This window comes from Rheinheimera sp., assembly GCF_036782235.1.
Classification (GTDB): domain Bacteria; phylum Pseudomonadota; class Gammaproteobacteria; order Enterobacterales; family Alteromonadaceae; genus Pararheinheimera.
In genome coordinates, this window is the sequence record NZ_DAIPZL010000001.1 from 82,843 (window position 1) to 104,104 (window position 21,262).

The 21,262-nt window shown below is 51.4% G+C and carries 22 protein-coding genes; 2 read left to right on the top strand and 20 right to left on the bottom strand.

Features of this window, described 5'->3' with window-relative positions; translation table 11 throughout:
• Nucleotides 1–4 precede the first annotated feature (4 nt).
• Nucleotides 5–1,108, top strand: coding sequence for an anhydro-N-acetylmuramic acid kinase (locus tag V7P87_RS00325; protein ID WP_333795653.1), 1,104 nt, complete (start codon nucleotides 5–7; stop codon nucleotides 1,106–1,108).
• Nucleotides 1,109–1,193: 85 nt separating this feature from the next.
• Here the strand turns inward: V7P87_RS00325 and V7P87_RS00330 are convergent, their stop codons facing one another.
• The 5 genes from V7P87_RS00330 to V7P87_RS00350 are packed head-to-tail and all read right to left on the bottom strand — an operon-like array spanning nucleotide 1,194 to nucleotide 6,924.
• A complete protein-coding gene (locus V7P87_RS00330; RefSeq protein ID WP_333795654.1) occupies nucleotides 1,194–1,811 on the bottom strand; it encodes a PqiC family protein in 618 nt (205 codons plus the stop codon).
• A complete protein-coding gene (pqiB, locus tag V7P87_RS00335) occupies nucleotides 1,808–3,652 on the bottom strand; it encodes an intermembrane transport protein PqiB (protein ID WP_333795655.1) in 1,845 nt (614 codons plus the stop codon). The genes V7P87_RS00330 and pqiB overlap by 4 nt, the downstream gene beginning before the upstream one ends.
• Entirely contained in the window at nucleotides 3,645–4,943 is a 1,299-nt protein-coding gene (locus V7P87_RS00340) for a PqiA/YebS family transporter subunit (protein ID WP_333795656.1), read from the bottom strand. Before V7P87_RS00340 ends, pqiB begins: the two co-directional genes overlap by 8 nt.
• 4 nt (nucleotides 4,944–4,947) lie before the next feature.
• Nucleotides 4,948–5,286, bottom strand: a complete 339-nt coding sequence (glnB, locus tag V7P87_RS00345) for a nitrogen regulatory protein P-II (protein ID WP_031567605.1) — start codon at nucleotides 5,284–5,286, stop codon at nucleotides 4,948–4,950.
• A 9-nt stretch (nucleotides 5,287–5,295) separates the two neighbouring features.
• On the bottom strand, nucleotides 5,296–6,924 hold the full coding sequence (locus tag V7P87_RS00350; protein ID WP_333795657.1) for an NAD+ synthase: 1,629 nt from the start codon (nucleotides 6,922–6,924) through the stop codon (nucleotides 5,296–5,298).
• Nucleotides 6,925–7,103: 179 nt separating this feature from the next.
• Between V7P87_RS00350 and V7P87_RS00355 the strand changes: the two genes are divergently transcribed.
• Nucleotides 7,104–7,640, top strand: coding sequence for a GspH/FimT family pseudopilin (locus tag V7P87_RS00355; RefSeq protein ID WP_333795658.1), 537 nt, complete (start codon nucleotides 7,104–7,106; stop codon nucleotides 7,638–7,640).
• 102 nt (nucleotides 7,641–7,742) lie between these two features.
• Here V7P87_RS00355 and V7P87_RS00360 read toward each other — a convergent pair whose 3' ends face one another.
• The 15 genes from V7P87_RS00360 to fkpB all read right to left on the bottom strand — a co-directional run bounded on the left by V7P87_RS00360 (nucleotide 7,743) and on the right by fkpB (nucleotide 21,259).
• Complete coding sequence (locus V7P87_RS00360) at nucleotides 7,743–8,156, bottom strand: type IV pilin protein (RefSeq protein ID WP_333795659.1); 414 nt, start codon at nucleotides 8,154–8,156, stop codon at nucleotides 7,743–7,745.
• A complete protein-coding gene (locus V7P87_RS00365; RefSeq protein WP_333795660.1) occupies nucleotides 8,156–9,715 on the bottom strand; it encodes a hypothetical protein in 1,560 nt (519 codons plus the stop codon). Before V7P87_RS00365 ends, V7P87_RS00360 begins: the two co-directional genes overlap by 1 nt.
• A complete protein-coding gene (locus V7P87_RS00370; protein WP_333795661.1) occupies nucleotides 9,715–10,083 on the bottom strand; it encodes a hypothetical protein in 369 nt (122 codons plus the stop codon). The genes V7P87_RS00365 and V7P87_RS00370 overlap by 1 nt, the downstream gene beginning before the upstream one ends.
• A gap of 17 nt (nucleotides 10,084–10,100) precedes the next feature.
• Nucleotides 10,101–11,033, bottom strand: coding sequence for a PilW family protein (locus V7P87_RS00375; protein WP_333795662.1), 933 nt, complete (start codon nucleotides 11,031–11,033; stop codon nucleotides 10,101–10,103).
• A 1-nt stretch (nucleotide 11,034) separates the two neighbouring features.
• Nucleotides 11,035–11,514 (bottom strand): type IV pilus modification PilV family protein, encoded by a 480-nt coding sequence (locus tag V7P87_RS00380; protein WP_333795663.1) that lies wholly within the window; start codon nucleotides 11,512–11,514, stop codon nucleotides 11,035–11,037.
• A gap of 77 nt (nucleotides 11,515–11,591) precedes the next feature.
• Entirely contained in the window at nucleotides 11,592–12,014 is a 423-nt protein-coding gene (locus V7P87_RS00385) for a type IV pilin protein (protein ID WP_333795664.1), read from the bottom strand.
• A gap of 14 nt (nucleotides 12,015–12,028) precedes the next feature.
• On the bottom strand, nucleotides 12,029–15,328 hold the full coding sequence (locus V7P87_RS00390) for a pilus assembly protein (protein WP_333795665.1): 3,300 nt from the start codon (nucleotides 15,326–15,328) through the stop codon (nucleotides 12,029–12,031).
• Nucleotides 15,329–15,353: 25 nt separating this feature from the next.
• Entirely contained in the window at nucleotides 15,354–15,854 is a 501-nt protein-coding gene (locus tag V7P87_RS00395) for a pilus assembly PilX family protein (protein WP_333795666.1), read from the bottom strand.
• 1 nt (nucleotide 15,855) lies between these two features.
• Nucleotides 15,856–16,821, bottom strand: a complete 966-nt coding sequence (locus tag V7P87_RS00400) for a prepilin-type N-terminal cleavage/methylation domain-containing protein (RefSeq protein WP_333795667.1) — start codon at nucleotides 16,819–16,821, stop codon at nucleotides 15,856–15,858.
• A gap of 2 nt (nucleotides 16,822–16,823) precedes the next feature.
• Nucleotides 16,824–17,306, bottom strand: a complete 483-nt coding sequence (pilV, locus tag V7P87_RS00405; protein ID WP_333795668.1) for a type IV pilus modification protein PilV — start codon at nucleotides 17,304–17,306, stop codon at nucleotides 16,824–16,826.
• Nucleotides 17,307–17,335: 29 nt separating this feature from the next.
• Entirely contained in the window at nucleotides 17,336–17,908 is a 573-nt protein-coding gene (locus tag V7P87_RS00410; RefSeq protein WP_333795669.1) for a GspH/FimT family pseudopilin, read from the bottom strand.
• A gap of 203 nt (nucleotides 17,909–18,111) precedes the next feature.
• Nucleotides 18,112–18,822: a LytR/AlgR family response regulator transcription factor gene (locus V7P87_RS00415; protein ID WP_333795670.1), complete on the bottom strand. Its 711-nt coding sequence runs from the start codon at nucleotides 18,820–18,822 to the stop codon at nucleotides 18,112–18,114.
• The gene (locus V7P87_RS00420; RefSeq protein WP_333795671.1) at nucleotides 18,819–19,886 is read right to left on the bottom strand and encodes a sensor histidine kinase; all 1,068 of its coding nucleotides are present in this window, start codon (nucleotides 19,884–19,886) and stop codon (nucleotides 18,819–18,821) included. Before V7P87_RS00420 ends, V7P87_RS00415 begins: the two co-directional genes overlap by 4 nt.
• A gap of 9 nt (nucleotides 19,887–19,895) precedes the next feature.
• The gene (gene ispH, locus V7P87_RS00425; RefSeq protein ID WP_333795672.1) at nucleotides 19,896–20,825 is read right to left on the bottom strand and encodes a 4-hydroxy-3-methylbut-2-enyl diphosphate reductase; all 930 of its coding nucleotides are present in this window, start codon (nucleotides 20,823–20,825) and stop codon (nucleotides 19,896–19,898) included.
• Between the two features lie 2 nt (nucleotides 20,826–20,827).
• Nucleotides 20,828–21,259 carry an FKBP-type peptidyl-prolyl cis-trans isomerase gene (fkpB, locus tag V7P87_RS00430; RefSeq protein ID WP_260655669.1) on the bottom strand — a complete coding sequence of 144 codons (432 nt, stop codon included), beginning with the start codon at nucleotides 21,257–21,259 and terminating at the stop codon, nucleotides 20,828–20,830.
• Nucleotides 21,260–21,262: the final 3 nt, after the last annotated feature.

The following is a 21,262-nucleotide window of genomic DNA, read 5'->3' on the forward strand; positions in this document are numbered from 1 at the left end:
TCGCATGAACGGCGACCAGCTTTATATCGGCATCATGTCAGGCACCAGCCTGGATGGTGTTGATGTGGTGCTGGTTGATTTTGCCGGCGACCAGCCAAAACTACGCGCCACTGCACTGCTGCCCTACCCTGCCGCGCTTCGCGCCGAACTTGCCGCCATCAGCCAGCCCGGTGACAATGAAATAGAACGCCTTGGTTTATTAGAAGCCGATCTTGCTGATGTTTATGCCACGGCAGTGGAAACTTTATTAAAAAACAGCGGCCATCAACCAGAGCAGATCCAGGCTATTGGTTGTCATGGACAGACCATCAGACACAGGCCCAATGGCCGCCAGCCTTTTAGTTATCAGATTGGTGATATGCACCGGCTGGCAATGCTGACCGGCATCCGGGTTATTGGCGATTTTCGCCGTAAAGACATTGCCTTTGGTGGTCAGGGCGCCCCTCTGGTGCCGGCTTTTCATCAAGCCATTTTTGCCACAAGTGACAAAGGCCGCTGCATTCTCAATATTGGCGGTATTGCCAATATTACGCTGCTGCTGCCGCATCAACAGCTGCTGGGCTTTGACACAGGCCCTGGTAACTGTTTGATGGATAACTGGGTTGAGCTGCAGCAGGGCAAAACTTATGACGCTGACGGCGCATTTGCGGCCAGTGGTAACTTACAACCTGAGCTTTTGGCGCAGTTGTTTTCTGATCCTTATTTTGGCCAGACCGGACCCAAAAGCACAGGACGGGAATATTTTCAGCTGAACTGGCTGCAAACACATTTGTCAGGCCGCAACTATCAACCCGCTGATGTGCAGCGCACCCTGTGTCAGTTTAGTGCCGGCACTATGGCCCTTGCCATCAGCAAATACGCAGTTTCGGAAGTGTTTGTGTGTGGGGGCGGCGCCAAAAACCGGCAGTTGCTGGCCGATCTACGGCAGTTGTTACCACAATGCCGGATCAGCACCACGGATGAGCTGGGGGTCGACGCCGATTATGTCGAAGCTATGGCTTTTGCCTGGCTGGCGATGGCTTATGATTTGCGTATTCCTGGTAATGTGCCTGCAGTGACAGGCGCACGTCAGGCCTTGGTTTTAGGGCAGGAATTTTTGCCTTATTAGCTTTTTAACATCATCCTAATTCACAATAAAAAAGCCAGTGTGGTACACACTGGCTTTTTGGTAACTATCCATCCTGTATTAACGCTTATTCAGCCGCTTTAATTTTAGCGGTATCAGCTTTAAGCAACTGCGCTATATCTTTGCCCTGACGCTGCCATAATTCGCCAAGTGCCGCCACTAACGCCGGATAACCGTCATCGGCTTGTGGTATCTGCAACTGGAATTGTTGCTGGATAATGCCACTCTGGCCGCCCACCAGTGTTGTGCCCTGTGCCGGCATCAGGCTAAAACGACCACTAAGCAGCACAGTGCCTTCCAAAGTGCCGTGAAACTGCTCCACCTGCACCAATAACCTTTGTGCGCCGGCCACAGGGCGCTCTGTCACCCGGTAAGCTGGCAATTCTGCCGCTAAAGTGCGCTGCAAAATACGACTCAGCTGCTGATCTAAAGCTTCAGCCCATTGTTGCTGCTGTGTTTTCACCAGCTGTACTTCTGAGGTTTGTAAAATCAGCGCATTGCTATTAAGGTAACTGGCCACCATCACAGGCTCTACCACCAGCACGGGCGCATCGACAGCAGGGCTACTGGTGCTGATGGCAGGTTGTGGCAACTGAAAATAGTTGATAGTGACAGCTGAGCTGCATCCTGCTAATAAAGCGGGCAGCATCAGCAATGCGACCTGTTTAGGCTGAAGTTTAATCATGGCTGAACTCCCCGCTCCGGCTCAGGATCCGACACCGGATCTGCGCTAATTACCAGTGCATTACTTTGTTGATTCATCGTTTGTACCACGGGCTGTAAATCACGCAGCACTTTATCCATGGCCTGCAAATTGCTGTTCAGCCGCTCATACACAGGTGAACCAGGGCTTACCCCTTGCAAAGTTTGTTGCAATTGCTCGAGCGTACTTTTTAGCTCAGCCGGCAGTTGTTGTGTGCTGTCTTTGCCAATCAGAGCGTCCAGGCTTTGCACCAGCTGTTGACTTTGCTGCATCAGTGCCCGGGTTTCATTGAGGGTGGCGGAGCTGTCAGCAAGCACCTGCTCCACAGGTAAGTTGTTGATTTTATCCAGTGCCTGCAGCACTTTTTGTTCAATATGGCCAAGACCACTGCGGGCCGTTGGCATTAAACGGTAACCGGCAAATTCATCCAGTACAGGCGCAGGCATGGCTGCTGCTACAACGCCGCTGTGGGTGTTGCTGCCAGCGTCGGCATCAGTGCCTGCCAGTTCATGTACTTTGCCAGTTGCAGGCTGAGCAGTGTTCTGAGTGGCGGCCGTATTGTCGGCGGCACCTTCGACAATATTTAAATCCACATACAAACCGCCGGTTAACAGGTTGCCGGTTTTTAATACGGCTCTCAGTCCCTTTTGCACAGCACTGTCGAGTTCCTGCTGTAATTCCGGCAAGGTTAAATTGTCATATAAACGTCCCGACTCCACCCGGATCAGCACCGGGATGCCGCGGTTAAATGCGATTTGCAGCGGTTTTTTCATATTAAAAAAGTACGGCACTGTCATCACAGTACCAATACGTACACCACGGTACTCGACCGGTGCGCCTGAGGTTAAGCCCCGCACTGATTCGTCAAAAAACAGCAGGTATTCCAGATATTCGTTATATAAACCGTCCTGAATGCTCTTTTTATTCTGAAACAGCTGAAACTCACTGTTATTGGCCGCCTGCTGCCCTTTGGGCCAGCCGTCCAGCACATCAAAAGTCACACCACCACTTAACAAAGTCGCGACTGAGCCCATTTCTATCCGAACCCCTTCGGCCGACATATCCAGTGCCATACCGCTGGCCTGCCAGAAACGCACGTTTTCAGTGACCAGCGCATCATAAGGGGCACGGATAAACAGCTGATACCGCATAGAACGTGCTTTGGCGTCAAATTCACCCAGCTCCACTGTGCCCACGTCATAACCTCGGTACAACACAGGATCGCCGACCGACAACGAAGTGGCATCTCCACTGGTGAGAAACACCCGCACCCCTGGTGCATCAGGCGGCGCTATCGGCGGGCTTTCCAGCAACTCAAAGTTAAACTTATTGCTGGCACCTTTGCCTGGCTGTAGCTCAATATAAGCGCCTGATAACAAAGTGTTTAAACCGGTAATACCACCGCGGCCAACACTGGGTTTCACCACCCAGAGCTGGGATTCGTCGTTGAGCAGCACGTCTGTGCCCGGATTCATCCGCGCTTTAATCACCACTTGTTTTAAATCCTGCGACAGCTCTACCGACACCACCTTGCCTACATCCACACTGCGGCTTTTAATGGCGGTTTTACCTGGCACCAAACCTTCGGCATTGCTGGCAAGCAAAGTTAAAGTGGCCCCCTGATTTTTGTAGGTGTGATACAGCATCCAACCCCCAATCAGCACCGCCACTACCGGTACTATCCAGATCGGCGACCACTGGGTGATTTTACGCACCCTGGCCTGCACTGAAGCATGAGCCGGGCCGCTTTTACCGGCAGCTTGTGGGTGATCTTTTGCTCCATGGCCTCTGTCTTTCGAAGAATGCCCTTGCTGTTCAGTCACGCTCTGTCTCCATTTGTTCGGACGGACTCGGGTCCCATAATAATCTTGGATCAAAACTCATCGCCGCCAGCATGGTAATAATCACCACACAGGCAAATACAAAGGTGCCCATGCCAGGGTAAACCCCAACCAGGGCATCAAACCGCACCAGCGCCGCCAGAATGGCCACCACCAGCACATCAACCATTGACCAGCGGCCAATCCAGTCGACTACCGGATAAATCCAGGTGCCGTGCTGGCTACGTTCACTCAGCGGCAAAGTTGTCAGATAACACAACCAGAACATCACGGCGATTTTTAAAATCGGGATCACCACACTGGCCAGCAATACCACAATAGCCACAGGATAAGCTTCGTCCTGCCACATCAGAATAATGCCGCTGATAATGGTGGAATGAATACTCTCACCAAGCGACACAGTTTCCATCATCGGCAACAAGTTGGCCGGTATATACAAAATACTGGCGGTGATCAAAAGCGCCATAGTGCGCTGAATACTATCGGGAATACGCTGACGCACCTTGGTGCCGCAACGCGAGCAGTGTACTTCGTTCAACGGTACTAATGCAGTGCAGCAACCACAGACTTTCAGTTGCTGGCTTAAACCGGTTTGCCCGGCCACTTTGCCGGCCACAGGCTGAGGTGCAGGTGCAATCCGCGACCAGAGCTCGTGACGGTCCACCACCTGAAAAGTGCGTAAATGTAATAAACAAAATAAACAAAAAGCCCAGAAACTCATGCCCAGCGAAATATCAAAGTGACTCAACAACTTCACAAAGCTGACAATAAGCCCCATCAGGAAAATATCCACCATACTCCAGGGTTTGAGCATGTATAAAAGCCGCGCCATTTGCACCAATGCCGGCAAGCGGATATACATGCCCAGTTTCAGGTAAATAATGGCCAGCATACAAAAACAGGGAATAGCCTGAATAAATAACCACACCAGCACCGCCAGCCAGGGATGGTCTTCGTCCAGCAACACGGCTGAAGTATCAAGAAAGTTCATATCTCTGTGGCTGCCGGCCGCGTCCATACCGACAAAAGGAAACAGATTGGTCAGCAGCAACATAAAAAGTGCGCTGAGGGCATACAGAATAGGGCGTAGCGCCGACTCGCGTTGTCTGGCATCCAGTTCGTGGCCGCAGCGCTGGCAGTTGGCTGCTTCGCCATCCTGTAACGCCGGAAGTTGTTGTAATAAATCACAATAACGACAAAGCACCAGCTCAGAGTCCGGTGCTTTGTGGGGTTCAGGCACAAAAGCCTGAGAGGCCGAGATGGTCTCTGACACCAGATTAAATCGCTTCTTCGTCTTCTTCGCCGGTGCGGATCCGAATGACCCGCTCTACGTCAAACACAAAAATTTTACCATCACCAATACGACCGGTCTGGGCTGTTTTCATAATGGCTTCAACACAACGGTCAACCTGATCGTCGGCCACCACAATGTCCAGTTTCACTTTTGGCAGAAAATCGACCATATATTCAGCGCCACGATACAGCTCTGTATGACCTTTTTGCCGGCCAAAACCTTTGACTTCGGTCACTGTCATACCGGTGACATTAATGTCGGCCAGCGCTTCACGTACATCATCGAGCTTAAAAGGTTTGATAATAGCTTCAATCTTTTTCATATACTGATTCTACCGCTGTTTGCGCATGGCCGAAGTGATCGGATAGCGTCTGTCTTTACCAAAGTTCCGGCTGGTGATTTTAGGGCCCACCGCCGACTGACGTCTTTTATATTCATTTAAATCAATCAGGTTCATCACACGTTTCACTGTTGCTTCAGCATAGCCCATCGCCGTTATCTCCAACAGCGATTTATCCTGCTCCAGATAAGCATCAATAATGGCGTCCAGCTCATCATAAGGTGGCAGATTGTCCTGATCGGTCTGACCCGGTGCCAGCTCAGCTGAAGGGGGTCTGTCGATAACCCGTTGTGGGATCACAGCTGAAATGCTGTTGCGATATTGTGCCAAACGAAACACCAGGGTTTTTGGCACGTCTTTAATCACGGCAAAACCACCACACATATCCCCATACAAGGTACAATATCCCACAGCCACTTCACTTTTATTGCCTGTGGTTAACAGCATTTTGCCGGTTTTATTCGACATGGCCATCAAGAGCACACCGCGCAAACGGGCTTGCAGGTTTTCTTCGGTGGTATCCACAGCTTTGCCGGCAAAAAGCGGCGTCAGCTGCTGCATATAACTGTCGTACATAGGCTCAATCGACACTATGTCAAACTTTACGCCCATGGTGTTGGCCTGGGCTGTAGCATCTTCCACACTCATCGACGAGGTATAACGGAACGGCAACATCAGCGCCTGAACTTTGTCGGCACCAATAGCATCCACGGCAATAGCCAGGGTTAAAGCCGAATCGATGCCGCCGGACAGGCCAAGCACTGCACCCGGAAAACCGTTTTGCTGAATATAATCGCGGGTGGCCATCACTAAGGCCTGATACACCTCGGCCTCAAAAGATAAAGGCTCAGACAGCACCAACTGATGACTGGCAACAGCATGGGCAGAATTTTTATGAAGCTCTGCCCGGTAAATATCCCGTGCAAAGGCAGGTGCCTGTAGCACCAGCTTGCCATCCGGATTGACCAGCATAGAGCTGCCGTCAAACACCAGTTCATCCTGGCCCTGCGCCTGATTCACATACACAAAACCCAGATTTAAACGTTCTGCCAGCGTGGTGAGCAGATGCTGGCGCTGGGCGATTTTACCGGTTTCATAAGGGGACGCATTTAACACCAAAGCCCAATCCGCGCCTGCGGCTTTGGCTGCAGCTGCCGGATGACCATGCCAGACGTCTTCACAAATCAGCACCGCAAATGTTTGATTTTTAATGGTAAAAGTGCAGACATCTTCGGCATTGCCAGGTGTAAAATAACGTTTTTCGTCAAACACACCGTAGTTAGGCAGTTCCTGCTTAAAATAACGGCCAATCAGCTTGCCGTTTTGGATAACGGAAGCGGCATTGTATAACAGGCCATCCTGACGCCATGGATGCCCCACCACCAGTACACCAGGGTAGGCTGCTGCCTGAATGTCCTGTAACCCGGTTTCCACCAGACTTAATAAATCATCACGGAATAACAAATCTTCCGGCGGATAACCGGTGAGTGTCAGTTCAGGAAAGATCACCAGATCTGTGCCTGCGGTGTTGGCCAGTTCAATCACCTGCAACACGTTTTGCCTTACTGCACCTATGGGAAACTGCTGTTGCACCAGACTGATGGAAAGAGACTGCGACATAAGGCCTAACCTGTTCAGAAAAATTCCGCGCTATGGTAGCGATTTTTCAGTGGATTCTCAAACCCGATATCAGCCCGGCAGCACTACAAATCCTCGTCAAGTAAGGCATCTGGCAAATTTGCCGCAACTAAAAACTGCGCTATGGTTATCTGTAACAGCTCCACAAAAAGGATTTTGTGATGCCCGCTTTCACTCCCCCAAATAACGCCACCTCAGGTCAGCGGCAACAGCAAGGTTTTAGCCTGCTGGAACTGATGATAGTGCTGAATCTGATGCTGCTGTTACTGATGCTGGGTTTACCGTCGCTACAGGAAATGGTGGCCAGGCAACAGGCAGAAAGTTATGTCAGGCAATTAAAACAACAGCTGCAATATGCCAGGGTGGAGGCTATTAGTTCCGGCAGCACTGTCACTTTTTGTCCGCTTAAGGGCAATCAATGTGTGAATCAATGGTGGCAGGTGCCTATTCAGATCCTGCGTCAGACACCCGGTTCAGGCGCACTGGCAATGCTGCAGCAACTGGACAAACCCATCAATTCACATTGGTTGTATTACAACAGAGAGCAACTGCAGTTTCGCCGCGACGGCAGTTTAAATGTGCTGCAAAACGGCACCTTTATATACTGTGCTAAACAATATCACTGGCATTACAAACTGAGTATCAGTCAGGCCGGCCGCAGCCAGCTGCATTATGTCGATACCCCCTGCCCGCAATAAAGTCTGTATTGTTGCCGGTTCAAACAACAAAAATCCTCCGCCCTGAGTATCAAAGCGGAGGATTTTTTGATTCTGCCCTGGCCTACACCAAGACAGCGGTTGTTATGGTAACCAACAGTCGGCGGCCGGTTGACTGCTTTTCACGCCATACTGATCCAACTGGAATAACTGGCAATCGCTGTCTTGTTGCTGAGCCCCTGTGGCCACGGCCTTGAGCTGATAACCCTGGCTGGTTAATACCGCAGAGATCCAAAAACGCCCTGATTCGGTCAGATAACTGCTCTGGGCGAAACCAAACTCAGTCAGATCTGCACTGTATCTGTACTGCTCAGCCAATAATAACTGCTGCATATTGGCCACTTTTAACAGCTCAGCACAGGCTTCGCGCCGATAACTGCCCAATACATGCTGCTGATAACCGGGCAAAGCCACTGATAAAATAATGCCAATCAGCGCCACCACCACCATAATTTCAATCAGCACAAAACCAGGGGCTGTGGTTTTCACGGCGGCCATCAGTACACCTCTTCCTGACGGTAGATGGCAAGCTGCCGCCATTGTGATAACTGCGCCACATTGAGTTTTTCAGTGCAGCCGGCACAGCTCTCGCTTACGCCTTGCAGCCGCTCCAGTACCACCACATTGTTACCACTTTGCTGTAACTGCAAACTGCCATCCGCTGCCAGCGACAGCCGAAGCGGCAGCTGCATCTTTTTATCAAGCACTGCTTCGCTGTAAACCGCGCTGGCCTGATACAAATGAAGCGCCAGCAGCGCGTCAGCCTCACGTGCATCGGCACACACTAAGCTGCCTGATACCGCACTTTGCAGTGGCAGGTACAACACGCCGGCTATCAGTTGTGGCAGCCATACCGGCTGACCAGATAACGGCAAAAACCAACCAAAAGCGCCCTGCTTTAGTTGCATCAACTGAGTTGGCTGAGCTGCTGGCGCTGTTTGTGGCTGTGTTTGTGCTGCCGCCCCTGCTTGCTGTAAATCACTGAATAACACAGGGGAACTGATGTTATCGGCTAAAAATAACACCAGCAGCTGATACTGACTCTGACTTTTTGCCAGCAGTACCAACACATCCACCGCCTGACGGCTGGACACTGCAGGCAAGTTGCCTGGCAGCATAGCCCGTACCGCCAGCAAAGGCGTTGCAAATACAGCATTGTTCCCGGACAAATCAGCGACCAGTGCACTTCGGTAACTCAAATCAGTGCTGACATCAAGCCGCAGCAATTGTCCTTGTTCATCAATCTGATAAACACGGTCAAAAGCGCCGTCCCCGTCCAGATCCAGCGCTGCCGGTGCTGCTTTTAATGCAGCAAGCCCGGCTGCAGGCTGGAACCCCTTCTGGTACTGCTGTTGCAGATCAAATTCCGCCAGCAGTTTTCCGCTCTCTGCCTGCAGTAGCCACAGCGCCGGTGTGCTTGCTGTGCCCGAATTAATCAACAGCACTTGTTGCTTATCCAGCCGCTGCAGCACCGGCGTTTGTAACCAGGGGCTTTGCTGAGCCAAAGGCGCTGACCAGCGCCACTTTAAACGTGGTGCCTGCAAATCGGTTAAATCTGCCCTTTGGTACTGATTGGCCGCCAGATCATGCCAAATCACATCAGGTGAATGCACAAGGCCGCTGTTGAGACCACTTGTTACGGCATCTGTCAGCAATAACGGCGAAGTGATGGCTTCAGCCGGTTCGGGCAAAACCGAAGTGGCTGCGGTAGGCACACTGGACACTAATACACCCTGCTCTGTGTCGCCAAACCAGCGTAGCTGGCCGTTCTCATTGCTCAGCTGCAACCACAGCGGTTTACCGCTACTGTCGTGATAACGCACTGGCGCAGTGTCGGGACGTGGCATGGGACAAAGATTGGTTGCCAAAGCCTGGGGCAGCTGCTGATAAGTTAAATCGGCTTGCAACTGATACCAGCGCTGTGTTGTTGCAACAGAAGCTCCTGCTCCCGATGCGCTAGCGCCAGCTGCCCTTGTCTCAGCGGCCATCATCTGCAGCAATAAACCCAGCATCACTGCGGGGATGTGAATGCTGCGCAACAAAAACCTGCTTTTCATCATACACCTCCTGCCACAACAGCGGTGAGATCCGGCCGCCATAACAAAGTGCCCCAGGGCTCAGCGTCATCAGGCGCAGTGGCGCTACTTTGCAGCTGCAGCAACTGGCACTGCAACTGCGGTTCACTCCAGACCGCCAGTTGCGCCGGACAGCGGATCTGGTCGGTACCGCTTTGAGGTGTTGCAGCCAGTTGTTGTAACTGCTGCAAGTGTTTGAACTTCATGCTCAGGTAGCGCTGCGTTTGCAGCTGACCTGCCATACCTATCCGTTGGCTGAGTTGACTGATGGTCAGGGCGCTGAATGCCATGGCACTAACCATCACGATAAAACACAAACAGACAACAAGCACAAATCCTTTGGCCTGCATCTTGATTGCTCCTTCAGTTAGTAGTTGTGAAAGGTGACTGCGCTGGACACCAATAAACGGCGGTAATGGTCGCCTGGTGCCTGGAACAGCCGTTTTCCCAAGGTGTACTGCTGCACATTGGTATAGGTGTTGTCTGGCATCACACTGCGTACCAGCACATAAAAACGCAGTTGTAATACCTGACCACTGCGTTGTTGCCAGACATCGGCTGAGACTTGTGCAACATCACTGAGATAATCCACCTGGCCGTCAAAATTACTGTCGATGCCGGCTTCAAAATGCATCATCTCTACGCCATCCAGCACTGAATCTGTGTCCATTGTCAGCTGACCGCTGGCCTGACGCACCAGACGTTTACGCATCAGTACCGGCACCTGTTGCCGACCCTGACTTTGCAGTGCCACATAAAACAGCTGATGCAAATAAGGCCAGTATGTGGCAGCAGCTGAAGAAGCTTGACTGACAAAACGATAAGAGCGTCCCTGTTGCTGCAGATAGACTCTGTTATTTTTGGCCGCTGCCGCCGTCAGCGGGGCTCCGGCCAGACGTTTGAGCTGTAAAAATGCCGAGCCTTTGTGGGCTGACGTCAGACAATCCGGGGTATGGGCAGCACCAACAATACCCGATAGCACAGGCACAAATACCATAGCGTTTTTTGGAAAACTGCCGCTGTCGAGCGCACTGCGGCAATCTCCCTGCACGTGAAGACCCGCAGGGTGCAATAACCTGGGATCTGCACCGGCCCAGAAATTCTGGTTTAACAGCTCCTGCTGAAAAAAACCAAGCACAAACTGACCCGACTGCTGCATTTCCGCCAGCTGACTGGTTTGTTTAAAAGCCTGATAATTCACTTGCCAGCTATTCACCAGCAGAAGGGTCAGCAATAAACTGAGTGCCATGGCTATCAGCATCTCAATGAAAGTCCAGCCGCGCTCGTGACAGAAATTCATCTCAAAGCCCCCTGCCTGACATCAGTTCCAATTGAAAATGACCATTTTTGATTGGGCACAGGCTGGACTTGCTTTGAAAAGGTGCATTTTGAACCGGCTGCCAGCTCAAACTGATTGCCGGACCAGCCGCGCCGCTGCGGATACAAAGTTGGGCCTGAGGTAAGATGGCCGAAGGCTGAAACACCTGGCCAAGACTGGCGGCCAGTTGCGCCCGCAGCAGCTGCTGACCATCACAAAGACCGGGCTGATCACAAGGAGCTATGGCAGTTTTTTGTTGTATATCGGCCTGAAAACCACGTGAACTGGCCGACACCGACTGCAAAGAAGACATAACGTCGGTCGCCACAGCCGATGCAGCTAACCGTTGCTGCGCCAGCAACACCTGCTGCCTGGCATAAATCTGACAACTCAGAGCGCCAAGCATGCCGAGGCTGAATAACAAACAGCAGATCAACAACTCAAATAAGGTGAATCCTTTCATAAACGGTGCATCCTTACACCGATTTGATTACCTTAAACTTACAACTTAAAAACAAAAAATCAAATTTATGCAAATTTTTATCCCCAGCATTTTCGTACTATGGCTGCGGTGTTGGCACCTGCAGCGGTACGAATACCAGCCTGATTTAAAGTTAAAGTGGCACAACTGGTATCTTTCTGCTGGGGGCCTTTTGGCGCTGCCGTCAGCAGAAAAGTCTGGGCGGCAGCATTGAGGCTAAAAGTATAAAAGTCAGCCAAATCAACACGACAACTGGTTTCTGGTAGCACTGTAGGCACCCCGTTGGACTGGCTGTAGTTCATTGAGCCGGTATAAACCCGCTCCATAAACTGCGCCAGTTCATTCATACAGGCGGTGGCTGATGTTCTGCGGGTTTCCAGCACATATTTGCTGTAAGCCGGCATCGCCACAGCAGCAACGATACCAACAATAGCCACCACCACCATCATTTCCATCAAACTGAATCCACGCGACTTATGCATTGTTACCCCTTGATCTAATTACTGATTTCATGCCAGGACAACATCTGCCTCGCCACGGAAGCATTGACCGCTGTGCCACACATATTGACGCCGTCACAGTTCGCCAGTGCCAGCACATTGCTGCCATTTTTGGCAAATGTCACCACACTGTTCAAACTGCCAACCCGGATCCCGCTGACATCAGTCGCTGTGCCTGAAATCTGTACCTTGTCGCTTGAATCAAAGTTTTTGTCGCCTGAACTGTCAAAGAAGATCTTCTTCAACCGGCTACCGCTATAGGCAGACACCGCCATAATGTAACCAGAACCACTCGGGTTACAGACATTGGTATCAGGAATTGTGGTATTTAGCACCAAATCACCGCCCAGCATGGAAGGCATATCCACAATCCGCTCATGTTTGTCGACTAAATCCATATACCAGCCTTTTTTACCTGCGCTCAGCTGAGCTGCATAACTGACAACCCGCTTGTCGCCAACTGTGGTAATGGTGCGTGCATCCAGCTCGGCTCTGGAGCTGACAGTGGCACCATCAATAATGCCGTACATGGTTTGTTGTTCGGTATTGGACGGGTCGTCCTGATTTAAATAACGGCCAGTGCCAAAAAACACCCAGGCTTTGCCGGTTTTAGGGTCTATATTGGCCAGCACACCACCGGTAATAGCTTGTCTTTTGCTCTGGGCATTCACAGCTGAAAACAACGGCTGACCATTGTTGGCAATGGCCCAACCTGATTCACTGGCTGCCGACAAATCAAATTTCCAGACATGACCGTGCAAGTCACCGCCGTACACCCAGTCGATGTTGCCATCGTTATTAATATCCAGGGTACTGATTTCTGACATGCCGTTGGAGTCGCTGGCACTGCCTTTGCCGGTGGGCAATTTCTTAATAATATTGCCGGTCAACACATCAATTAACAAAATGCCAGACTGATCAGTGCTGTTGTTATAACCATAACCGGCCACTAAGGCCCAGTGCCCACTGTTCAGGCGGAACACCTGAGGCTCACCAAGATACAACCCAAGCTCGGCAAAAGTTTTATCCCACAGCACGTTATTGCCACCAAATCGTTCAGGATTGGTGACATCCAGCGCAAACAATGCATTACCGCCACGGCCCTGTCCCCCCAGCAAAATACTTCTCCAGTTGTTGCCGTCAAACACGTCCACTACTGTCGGCGAGCCGTCTACAGAAAACAGATGCTGATAATTCTGCTCTGAATATTTTTTCAGCACATTGACCGTTTGACCGCCAATAGGAGCAACCACTGCTGCAGGAATAAAGGCTAATAACTCGCGGCCGGTATCTGCATGAAAGCCATGCAACATACCGTCATTGCCACCAACATAAATCACCGGTGGCCGGGTTTTGGCACTACCTTCCAGAAAACTGCGATAAGATGCAGCACCAGACCAGTTATACCTGTGATAACTCATATCCACAGGCGCAGAAACCAGCTCAGGTGACGAGTTCACCAGATCGCCGAGCAGGCTGGTTCTATCACGATACAGGCCGCCGTTTTTCTTTTCTTTACTGCGATCGCCGCGGATGTAATCCACCACGGCCGCATCGTTGTTAAAGGCTTTTTGTTCAGCGGCACTCATTTCACTCCAGACAAAAGCCTTGGCATTGCCCATACTGCCGCTACTGCCAAACCAGATATTCCGTGCAGCAGGTGCCGGCAGTTGTTCACTGGCTTTCCATACCGGGGTACTGACATCATCTACTTTGTAGGACCATAAATCACCGGCCCATTCACCGGCAATAAAACGCGCCTGATATACATTGGATTCCGTCTGTAACGAGTTAATGGCTGTTGCCGCAATATTCGAAGCTGAACCGGCACGGGCTGAAATATTGGCTAAGGTATTGGCTAAACCCGAGGCAAAGGTACTGGGTTTGTTGGCACTAAAAAAGCCTCCACGACCATTGACACTGGCGTGCAATAAATCATTGATTTTGTTTTGCTTCTCAGTTCCGCCCCACCAATTTACTGCACTTTTGCTGCTGATTGCATCAAAACCCTGTTGTGCTGTGACCGAACCTGTCACGCCCAGGCCTACGCCAAAAGTCACCATATGTTGCCAGAATGCCGGGTTCAGATTCGGCAGCGATACCGGTACTGTATTGGCTAAATCAGTGCGCAAATCAGTTTTCCAGTATTTCATCGCCACATCGGCCAGAGTGTTACTCTCACCATCACGAAACGGATCGCTGGCTTTGTAGGTATAATCCGGGTTATTCGGTCCAGTAATGGTTGTGCCGTCACTGCCATCCTGATTGCCACCAACGTCGACAGTGCCATCGTAATAACCGTCTGTCATCAGAATGGTAAAACTCTGCCGGCACTCCAGTTTGGCTGAGCTCGGATCTGAAGGCACTGTCAGCCAGGGTTTGTCACTTTGGTAATATTGACCTGCAGTGTCCAAAGCCTTCAGCAATGGCGTCCCCCCCGTCGCTTTTTTACCGTGTAACCAGGTGAAAAAGCCGGAACGGTTGCCGCCACCAAAGGGCGCAACGTCTGCGGTGATCACCCCACTGTTAATTGCACCATAACCTACCCGCATCGACTGCAGCTGACTCTGGAAAGCACCGGACACACCAGCTTTGGCCAGCATCAACCTGGTGCGGTAAAACGAAAACCAGTTGGCAAATTTTTGTTTTTCCGCTGCGCCCAGATTTGCAACATTAACATAGTCATAACAGCTATCACTGCGTTCGTGCTGAGTACAACCTGTTTTATATTTAAAATAAAAAGCCGGACTCGGATTGCGATCAGAAGTACTGTCACTGACGGCAAAACCATAAGAACCATTAGCATTGGGATAAAAATAATCAGCAATCAGCGCATAATACTGGCTGCTCAAATCGACTGTTGAAGCGCCTGAGTCGTAACCATTGTGGGGCGCACTGGTAAAAGAAGGTGTGGGATAAGGAGTGACACCATCCGGTTTCAAGGGTACCGGATAGTTTTCTGCCGGGTCAAAATACACTGTGTTCAAATGACTGGACGCAAGATATTTGCGGCCACTGGCACTGCAAGCCAGCGCTTTGGCACCGGCATAATCCATGGTTGAACTACTACAGTCATGCCCGAGGTTAAAACTGGTGTCCAATTCATCCGGCATAAAACCCCAGCGCATTGAGCCTGAATCGTCCAGCACAAATAAAATATTTGGATCAACCGCCGTACCCGTTTCCAGCGGTGCCTGCGCAATATTGATAGCAGCTTGTGCTGTGCTGGCCGCAAACAAAGCACTGAACAACAGCCAGCTGCTGCGAACAGCAATAGGTGTTTTTGCAAATGACATCATGGTTCTCCCGCCATCATACTGCTTAAATCCGCCAGATAGCCTGAATGGTTACACTGGCCCGCCCTGCCTGAGGCGCCGTTCTTGCCGTCACCCTGTAGGTTTGTTTTTCACACAAAGGATCTGTCACTTTACAGGTTGGATTTTGTGGATCCGGCCACATGCCGAGGTTCTCCACCATAAATTCGCCGGTATAATTAATGCCATTCACCGCCACTGCAATCTGGCCACGGTTAGCCCAGGCCACAGGGTCTTGCCATAAATCCGGCGCACCAGCGACTGGCGCTGGCAATGTGGCTCTGTACCAACCAGCGCCGGGAGCCGGTGGTAATAAATTGGTCCCAACCTGCCGCACTGTGGCCTCCGCCACCTGCTTGGCAATTTCCCTGTCGTTAAAATTGGCCGCCATTTTTTCCTGCAAAGTGGTGCTTCGCATGGCACTCACCGCCAATAAGGTCATGGCCACCAGCAACAACAAACTCACTACCAGCGCCATACCCCGACTCTGAGATAACGCATGTTTCATCTTACTGATCCCTTCTGTTGCGTAAGTTCACTACCTGACTGATTTCCCGCAATGCCAGGGCAACAGGAGCATTTGGATTATCCGCAAGCGTTAATACTGCACGCACCGACACCACAGTTTCCCAGTCCACCACCGCAGATGCATCGACATAGTTGGGTGTGCCCCGTTGCAAGTACTGCAACTGCAGATTGCTGACATTGGGGATAATTTCTTCCACCCGAAGCTGCCCTGCCACCACCACCACCCGGTATAACGAAGTAAGATTATTGCGGGTACCGACAAACCAGGCCGCTGACTCTATCGGCATGACAAAACCTGCATCACTACTGATATTGCGCTGATAAGTCATCCCATTGGGCGCAACACCAAACTGCAGGGTGCGGTTCCCCGGCGCACCGGCGCCTACCCCATGGCTCAGGCTATTGCCGGCTACCGCCGTCACCTGAAAAATCAATCCCCATTTGGAATCGCAGGACATCACAATATCGTTGGCCACTATGCCGGCAAGGTTCTGATTAATGACCATGGCAGGGTTACCGGTAGCATTGTGGGAAACCACAGAAGCACTGACACCTCGGCCATACATCACCTGCAGCGCGTCAGTATTAGGCAGGGGCACCACAGCACCACTACTGAAATCCGGAAAAGCACCAAACTCAAAACCCTGTAAACCACCGATCCAGCTATTCCACCAGGCCAGCGGTGGGTTCAGCGCATTAAACACATGCGCCGCCATCACATTGCCACAACCGGCGTAACCTGCATGCTGCACATCCTGGCTCAATAGCTGAAAACTGACCTGACTTGCTTGTTGTAACTGGCTGATCTGCTGATTCACCCTGTTGGTGCTGACGTTCGACAAATAAACACCAATGACACCAGCCACTAAAAAAGAGCCCAGTAGCAAGGCCACCATCAGTTCGGTCAGTGAAAAACCCCGCGCTGTTTTTTTACTGCACAACCTCATCATTAAATCCTTGCCACATGGGTAATAGTCATAGTGGTACTGCCACCCAAAGCTCTGGAGTCGTCCCACTGCACAGTCACAATGTAAGTGCGGGTGGCGGCGTTATAAGTCACGCCGCCACAGCTGGTGCCTGAGTTGCCAAAAGCCGTCATAATTTCCGTCAGCCAGCTGGCGTGCTCCACACTCTGAATAGAAGCGCCAGCCGACATAGCGCTGCAACGCAGGGGTAAGGCAAAACTACCATTGACCGCTGCTGTGGCGTTGGCGCGAATGCGTTCAGCCATACTGCTTGCCAATAACACCGCCATAGTGCGCTGATGGGCACTTTGGGTATTACGGATATTGGCGGTTTGCAAACCGGCGACACCCAATAAACCGAGCGACAATACCAATACCGCAATCAGCACTTCCAGCAAGGACACACCACGTTGCAGTTTCAGCCTGGGGTGATGCCCCCTTTTTGGCTGGCGGCAAGCGAATTTCATCAACTATTCCTCCATCATCAATGTTGCGCTTAAGCGCATACACCCGAAGCATCGGATGAACGAAGCACAATGCGGCCACCGGAATCAAACTGCAGATCTCGGATATTTGGTTTGGTTTGAGCCTGTGCGACACAAAAGCGGATTTGTGCCGATAATGGCGTATTACTGGCCGGCATTCTGGCCAGCCCCTGCGGGGTAAAACGAATAATGTGGCCGGCTGCCGTCAGGTTGATATCTGAAGTCACTTTCATCGGAGCTGGCGGGAAAAAACCGGCACGTAATGCAGGTACTGCCGGAGCAGCCAGCGCCACTGTTGCAGTTTGTACTATCCAACCTTCCCAGCCATTGGCGCCAGGCACAGTGCAGGTCATATTGTTATTGGAGTGGCAAAACACCACAGCCTGATTCAGCCGGATAGCTTCACTACGGGCATACACCAGCGCAGTGCGGATCTCGTCAGATTGGCCAACAAGTTTATTGTTGCCGATTAAAGCGCCAAATGAAGGCAGCATGATGCTGAGACTAATAGCCAGAATGGTCATAGCGACCAGTAATTCAATCAGGGTCACACCAAACTGAGATTGATATTTTTGCACCGGCATTGTTGCCTCCCACCCGCCACAAGATAACGACAAGCAACAAATTTGTTGCGAAATCGTAATCTAATGGAAGTAACTGGCAAAATTACAGCCTTTTCGGACCAAAGGTCAGAACAGCCGATAAACGGTCAATTGGTGTAATTGGCAATGCGGTGGCGACTGAGCAAAACAAAACTGAGGTGATAATAACTGCAGCGCAACCTGGGTTAACCGGCACAAAGCAACTGGCGGATTTTTGGCAGCTCCCGCCGGCTCACTTCAAGTCGCTGAGCGCACTGCCAAAGCTCCAGCAGATGTTTACCTTCTTGCTGATGCAGCGCTTTGATGCGGCGTTTGAGCACCAATGTATTTCGGTGAATACGGATTAAATCCTGTGGAAACTGTTCTTCCAGCTGTTTCAGGCTCAGATCGCTCAAGGCCTCACCACCGGCAAACACAAAACGCACATATTTGTCTTCGGCCTGCAGATAAAACATCTGCTGCAGTTCAACCCGCTGCAAAGTGTTGCCACTTTTATAACTCAGCCACTGCTGCGCCTGTTGTTTTTGCAGATGAGCTTTGGTCGTCAGGCCAATACGCTGCAAAGTGGCGGCCAGTTGTTCAGCACTAACGGGTTTGAGCAGATAACCGGCCGGCGCTACCTGATAAGCTTCCAGTGCATGTTGTGGGTGGGCGGTTAAAAATACCACTGCTGGTGGCAACGGCAGATGTAATAACTCGGCTGCGACACTTAAACCATCACGACCCGGCATTTGAATGTCCAGAAATACTAAGTCAGGCTGCAAATTGCTGGCCAGCGCCAGTGCAGTGTCACCGTCACTGGCCTCCCCTACCACCTGATGTTCAGCAAATGCCTGTAATAATCGTTTTAACCTGGCACGAGCCAAAGGCTCGTCATCAATCAGCAAAATGTTCATCGGAAACTCCCGCTAAGACCTGCCAGTGGGATCACCAGCTTCACCCGAAACTCAGCCGGCTCATCACCACTTGGCGCACGGCTATGGGTACTGAGTCTGGCGGCATCACCAAACTGCAGCTCCAGCCGGCGCCTGATATTCTCAAGCGCCATACCGTTTCCGCCTTGCGCCGGTGTTGCCGGCATCGGATTGCTAATCACCAGGGTGATAGAAGTGGCAGAAACCTGCAGTTCAACGCGGATCAGCCCCCCTTGCGGGCAGGGCTCCACCCCGTGATGCACGGCATTTTCCAGCAGAGGTTGTAATGTCAGACAAGGCAGCTGCGCCTTAGGTAGATCGGCCGGCAATTGCCATTGCAACCTGAGCCTGTCACCCAGGCGCCACTGCTCCAGCGCCAGATATCTTTTGGCAAGGTCCAGCTCTTGCGCAAGTTCAGCCACAGCACCAGCATTCAGTGCTGCCCGGAATAAACTGGCTAAATCCAGCAAAGCGGTTTCAGCAGCTGCCGCATCCTGCTGAGTCAGCTCGGCGACAGTGTTCAGGCTGTTAAATAAAAAATGGGGTCTGATCCTGGCTTGCAGTGCATCCAGTTCAGAACGTGACTGCGCCTGCAAACGCCAACTGTGTTCAATATAAAGGGCGAATAACTGAATGCCCATGCCACCGACCAACAGCGCGATCAGCATGGTTTGTAATAAAAAGGCAAAATAATCGGCGCGGCTTTGCCAGCCATGATGGCTCAGCAAAGCAAAAGCCGCAGTACTGACCAGCCAGGTGATCAACAGCAGCAGGAGCAGCGCCACACTGCTGAGCTGGCGCGGTTTCAGATGCAACAAAGGTTTTTTTAACTGGCATAACAGCGCCACTGTTAACAACGCAACCCAGTGCACAAACAGCGACATCAGACCCAGCCGTGCCCAGAAGTCCTGATCCAGCGTCGGTGCCAGCGCCAGCAAAATTGCCAGCGCCTGGGCCAGCACCAACACCCGGATCACAATACGGCCCTGACAAAAAGCCGGCAATAATTGCTCAAACTGCAAACTGGATGCCGGTTGAGCTGCCATCAGGGAGCCTTAACGCAGTTCTGCCGGCACGGCAAACACCACGTTTTCTTCACGGCCTGGATGTTCAATCACCTGTTTGCCGCCCCAGGCTGTTAACTGTTGCACAACTTGTTGCACCAGAACCTCAGGTGCTGAAGCACCAGCGGTAACACCCACAGCGGTCACGTCTGCCAACCAGCTTTGCTGAATATCTGCAGCGGTATCAATTAAATAAGCGATGCAGCCCATTTTTTCAGCCAGTTCACGCAAGCGGTTGGAGTTACTGCTGTTTTTGGCACCAACCACCAATAACAACTGCACCTTGGCCGCCAGCTCGCGCACTGCATCCTGTCGGTTTTGCGTGGCATAACAAATATCGTCTTTACGCGGCCCTTCAATATCAGGGAATTTTTTGCGTAGTGCATCTATCACATCAGCGGTATCATCCACCGACAAAGTGGTTTGACTGGAGAAACACAGCTCATCCGGATTTTTCACCACCAACCGCTCAACATCTTCCACCGACTCCACCAGATAAATGCCGCCCGCCGGATTGTCGTACTGCCCCATGGTGCCTTCCACTTCAGGATGGCCGGCGTGACCAATCAAAATACACTCCACCCCTTTGCGACTGGCGCGGGTGACTTCCATATGCACTTTGGTCACCAGCGGGCAGGTGGCGTCAAATACTTTTAAACCACGTTGCTTAGCATTTTCCCGCACCGCCTGAGAGACACCATGCGCTGAGAAAATCACGATATTGCCATCCGGCACTTCGTCCAGCTCATCTACAAATACAGCACCACTGCGGCGCAGGCCGTCCACCACAAATTTGTTATGCACCACTTCGTGGCGCACATAAATCGGCGGCTCGTACAGTTCTAAAGCACGGGACACAATGCTGATGGCGCGGTCAACACCGGCACAAAAACCACGGGGGTTGGCGAGAAAAATATCCATCTTTAGTTGGTTACCTGCACAATTTCTACATTAAAGGTCAGCGTCTGACCGGCCAGTGGGTGATTAAAATCGACAGTCACTGAATCGCCAACCACTTCGCGGATAAGGCCTGGCAATTCAGAACCATCCGGCATGGCAAAACCAACAATCATGCCCACCTGCGCTGGTGCTTCCAGCGAAAACTTACTGCGGTCAACATAATAGATATTGTCGGGGTTTGGCATACCATAAGCATCTTCAGGTGCCAGCGTAAAAGTTTTTTTATCACCGGCCTGCATGCCGGTTAATTGGGCTTCAAAAGCCGGTGACAAAGAACCATCACCCATTTGCAGCCGCGCCGGTTTGTTATGCACCCTTGTACTTTCTGCGGCACTGCCATCCGCCAGTTTAATATCAAAGTGAAAAATGACAGTACTGCCAGCTCCAATCAACATAAC

Bases quoted from the DNA above. Each gene is read 5' to 3' on its own strand.
- V7P87_RS00390 (WP_333795665.1), bottom strand. From the start codon at position 15,328: ATGTCATTTGCAAAAACACCTATTGCTGTTCGCAGCAGCTGGCTGTTG.
- V7P87_RS00375 (WP_333795662.1), bottom strand. From the start codon at position 11,033: ATGAATTTCTGTCACGAGCGCGGCTGGACTTTCATTGAGATGCTGATA.
- V7P87_RS00415 (WP_333795670.1), bottom strand. From the start codon at position 18,822: ATGAACATTTTGCTGATTGATGACGAGCCTTTGGCTCGTGCCAGGTTA.
- ispH (WP_333795672.1), bottom strand. From the start codon at position 20,825: ATGGATATTTTTCTCGCCAACCCCCGTGGTTTTTGTGCCGGTGTTGAC.
- V7P87_RS00370 (WP_333795661.1), bottom strand. From the start codon at position 10,083: ATGCAGGCCAAAGGATTTGTGCTTGTTGTCTGTTTGTGTTTTATCGTG.
- V7P87_RS00325 (WP_333795653.1), top strand. From the start codon at position 5: ATGAACGGCGACCAGCTTTATATCGGCATCATGTCAGGCACCAGCCTG.
- glnB (WP_031567605.1), bottom strand. From the start codon at position 5,286: ATGAAAAAGATTGAAGCTATTATCAAACCTTTTAAGCTCGATGATGTA.
- fkpB (WP_260655669.1), bottom strand. From the start codon at position 21,259: ATGTTGATTGGAGCTGGCAGTACTGTCATTTTTCACTTTGATATTAAA.
- V7P87_RS00420 (WP_333795671.1), bottom strand. From the start codon at position 19,886: ATGGCAGCTCAACCGGCATCCAGTTTGCAGTTTGAGCAATTATTGCCG.
- V7P87_RS00400 (WP_333795667.1), bottom strand. From the start codon at position 16,821: ATGAGGTTGTGCAGTAAAAAAACAGCGCGGGGTTTTTCACTGACCGAA.
- V7P87_RS00330 (WP_333795654.1), bottom strand. From the start codon at position 1,811: ATGATTAAACTTCAGCCTAAACAGGTCGCATTGCTGATGCTGCCCGCT.
- V7P87_RS00380 (WP_333795663.1), bottom strand. From the start codon at position 11,514: ATGAAAGGATTCACCTTATTTGAGTTGTTGATCTGCTGTTTGTTATTC.
- V7P87_RS00350 (WP_333795657.1), bottom strand. From the start codon at position 6,924: ATGTCGCAGTCTCTTTCCATCAGTCTGGTGCAACAGCAGTTTCCCATA.
- V7P87_RS00395 (WP_333795666.1), bottom strand. From the start codon at position 15,854: ATGAAACATGCGTTATCTCAGAGTCGGGGTATGGCGCTGGTAGTGAGT.
- V7P87_RS00410 (WP_333795669.1), bottom strand. From the start codon at position 17,908: ATGCCGGTGCAAAAATATCAATCTCAGTTTGGTGTGACCCTGATTGAA.
- V7P87_RS00385 (WP_333795664.1), bottom strand. From the start codon at position 12,014: ATGCATAAGTCGCGTGGATTCAGTTTGATGGAAATGATGGTGGTGGTG.
- V7P87_RS00360 (WP_333795659.1), bottom strand. From the start codon at position 8,156: ATGGCCGCCGTGAAAACCACAGCCCCTGGTTTTGTGCTGATTGAAATT.
- pilV (WP_333795668.1), bottom strand. From the start codon at position 17,306: ATGAAATTCGCTTGCCGCCAGCCAAAAAGGGGGCATCACCCCAGGCTG.
- V7P87_RS00355 (WP_333795658.1), top strand. From the start codon at position 7,104: ATGCCCGCTTTCACTCCCCCAAATAACGCCACCTCAGGTCAGCGGCAA.
- V7P87_RS00365 (WP_333795660.1), bottom strand. From the start codon at position 9,715: ATGAAAAGCAGGTTTTTGTTGCGCAGCATTCACATCCCCGCAGTGATG.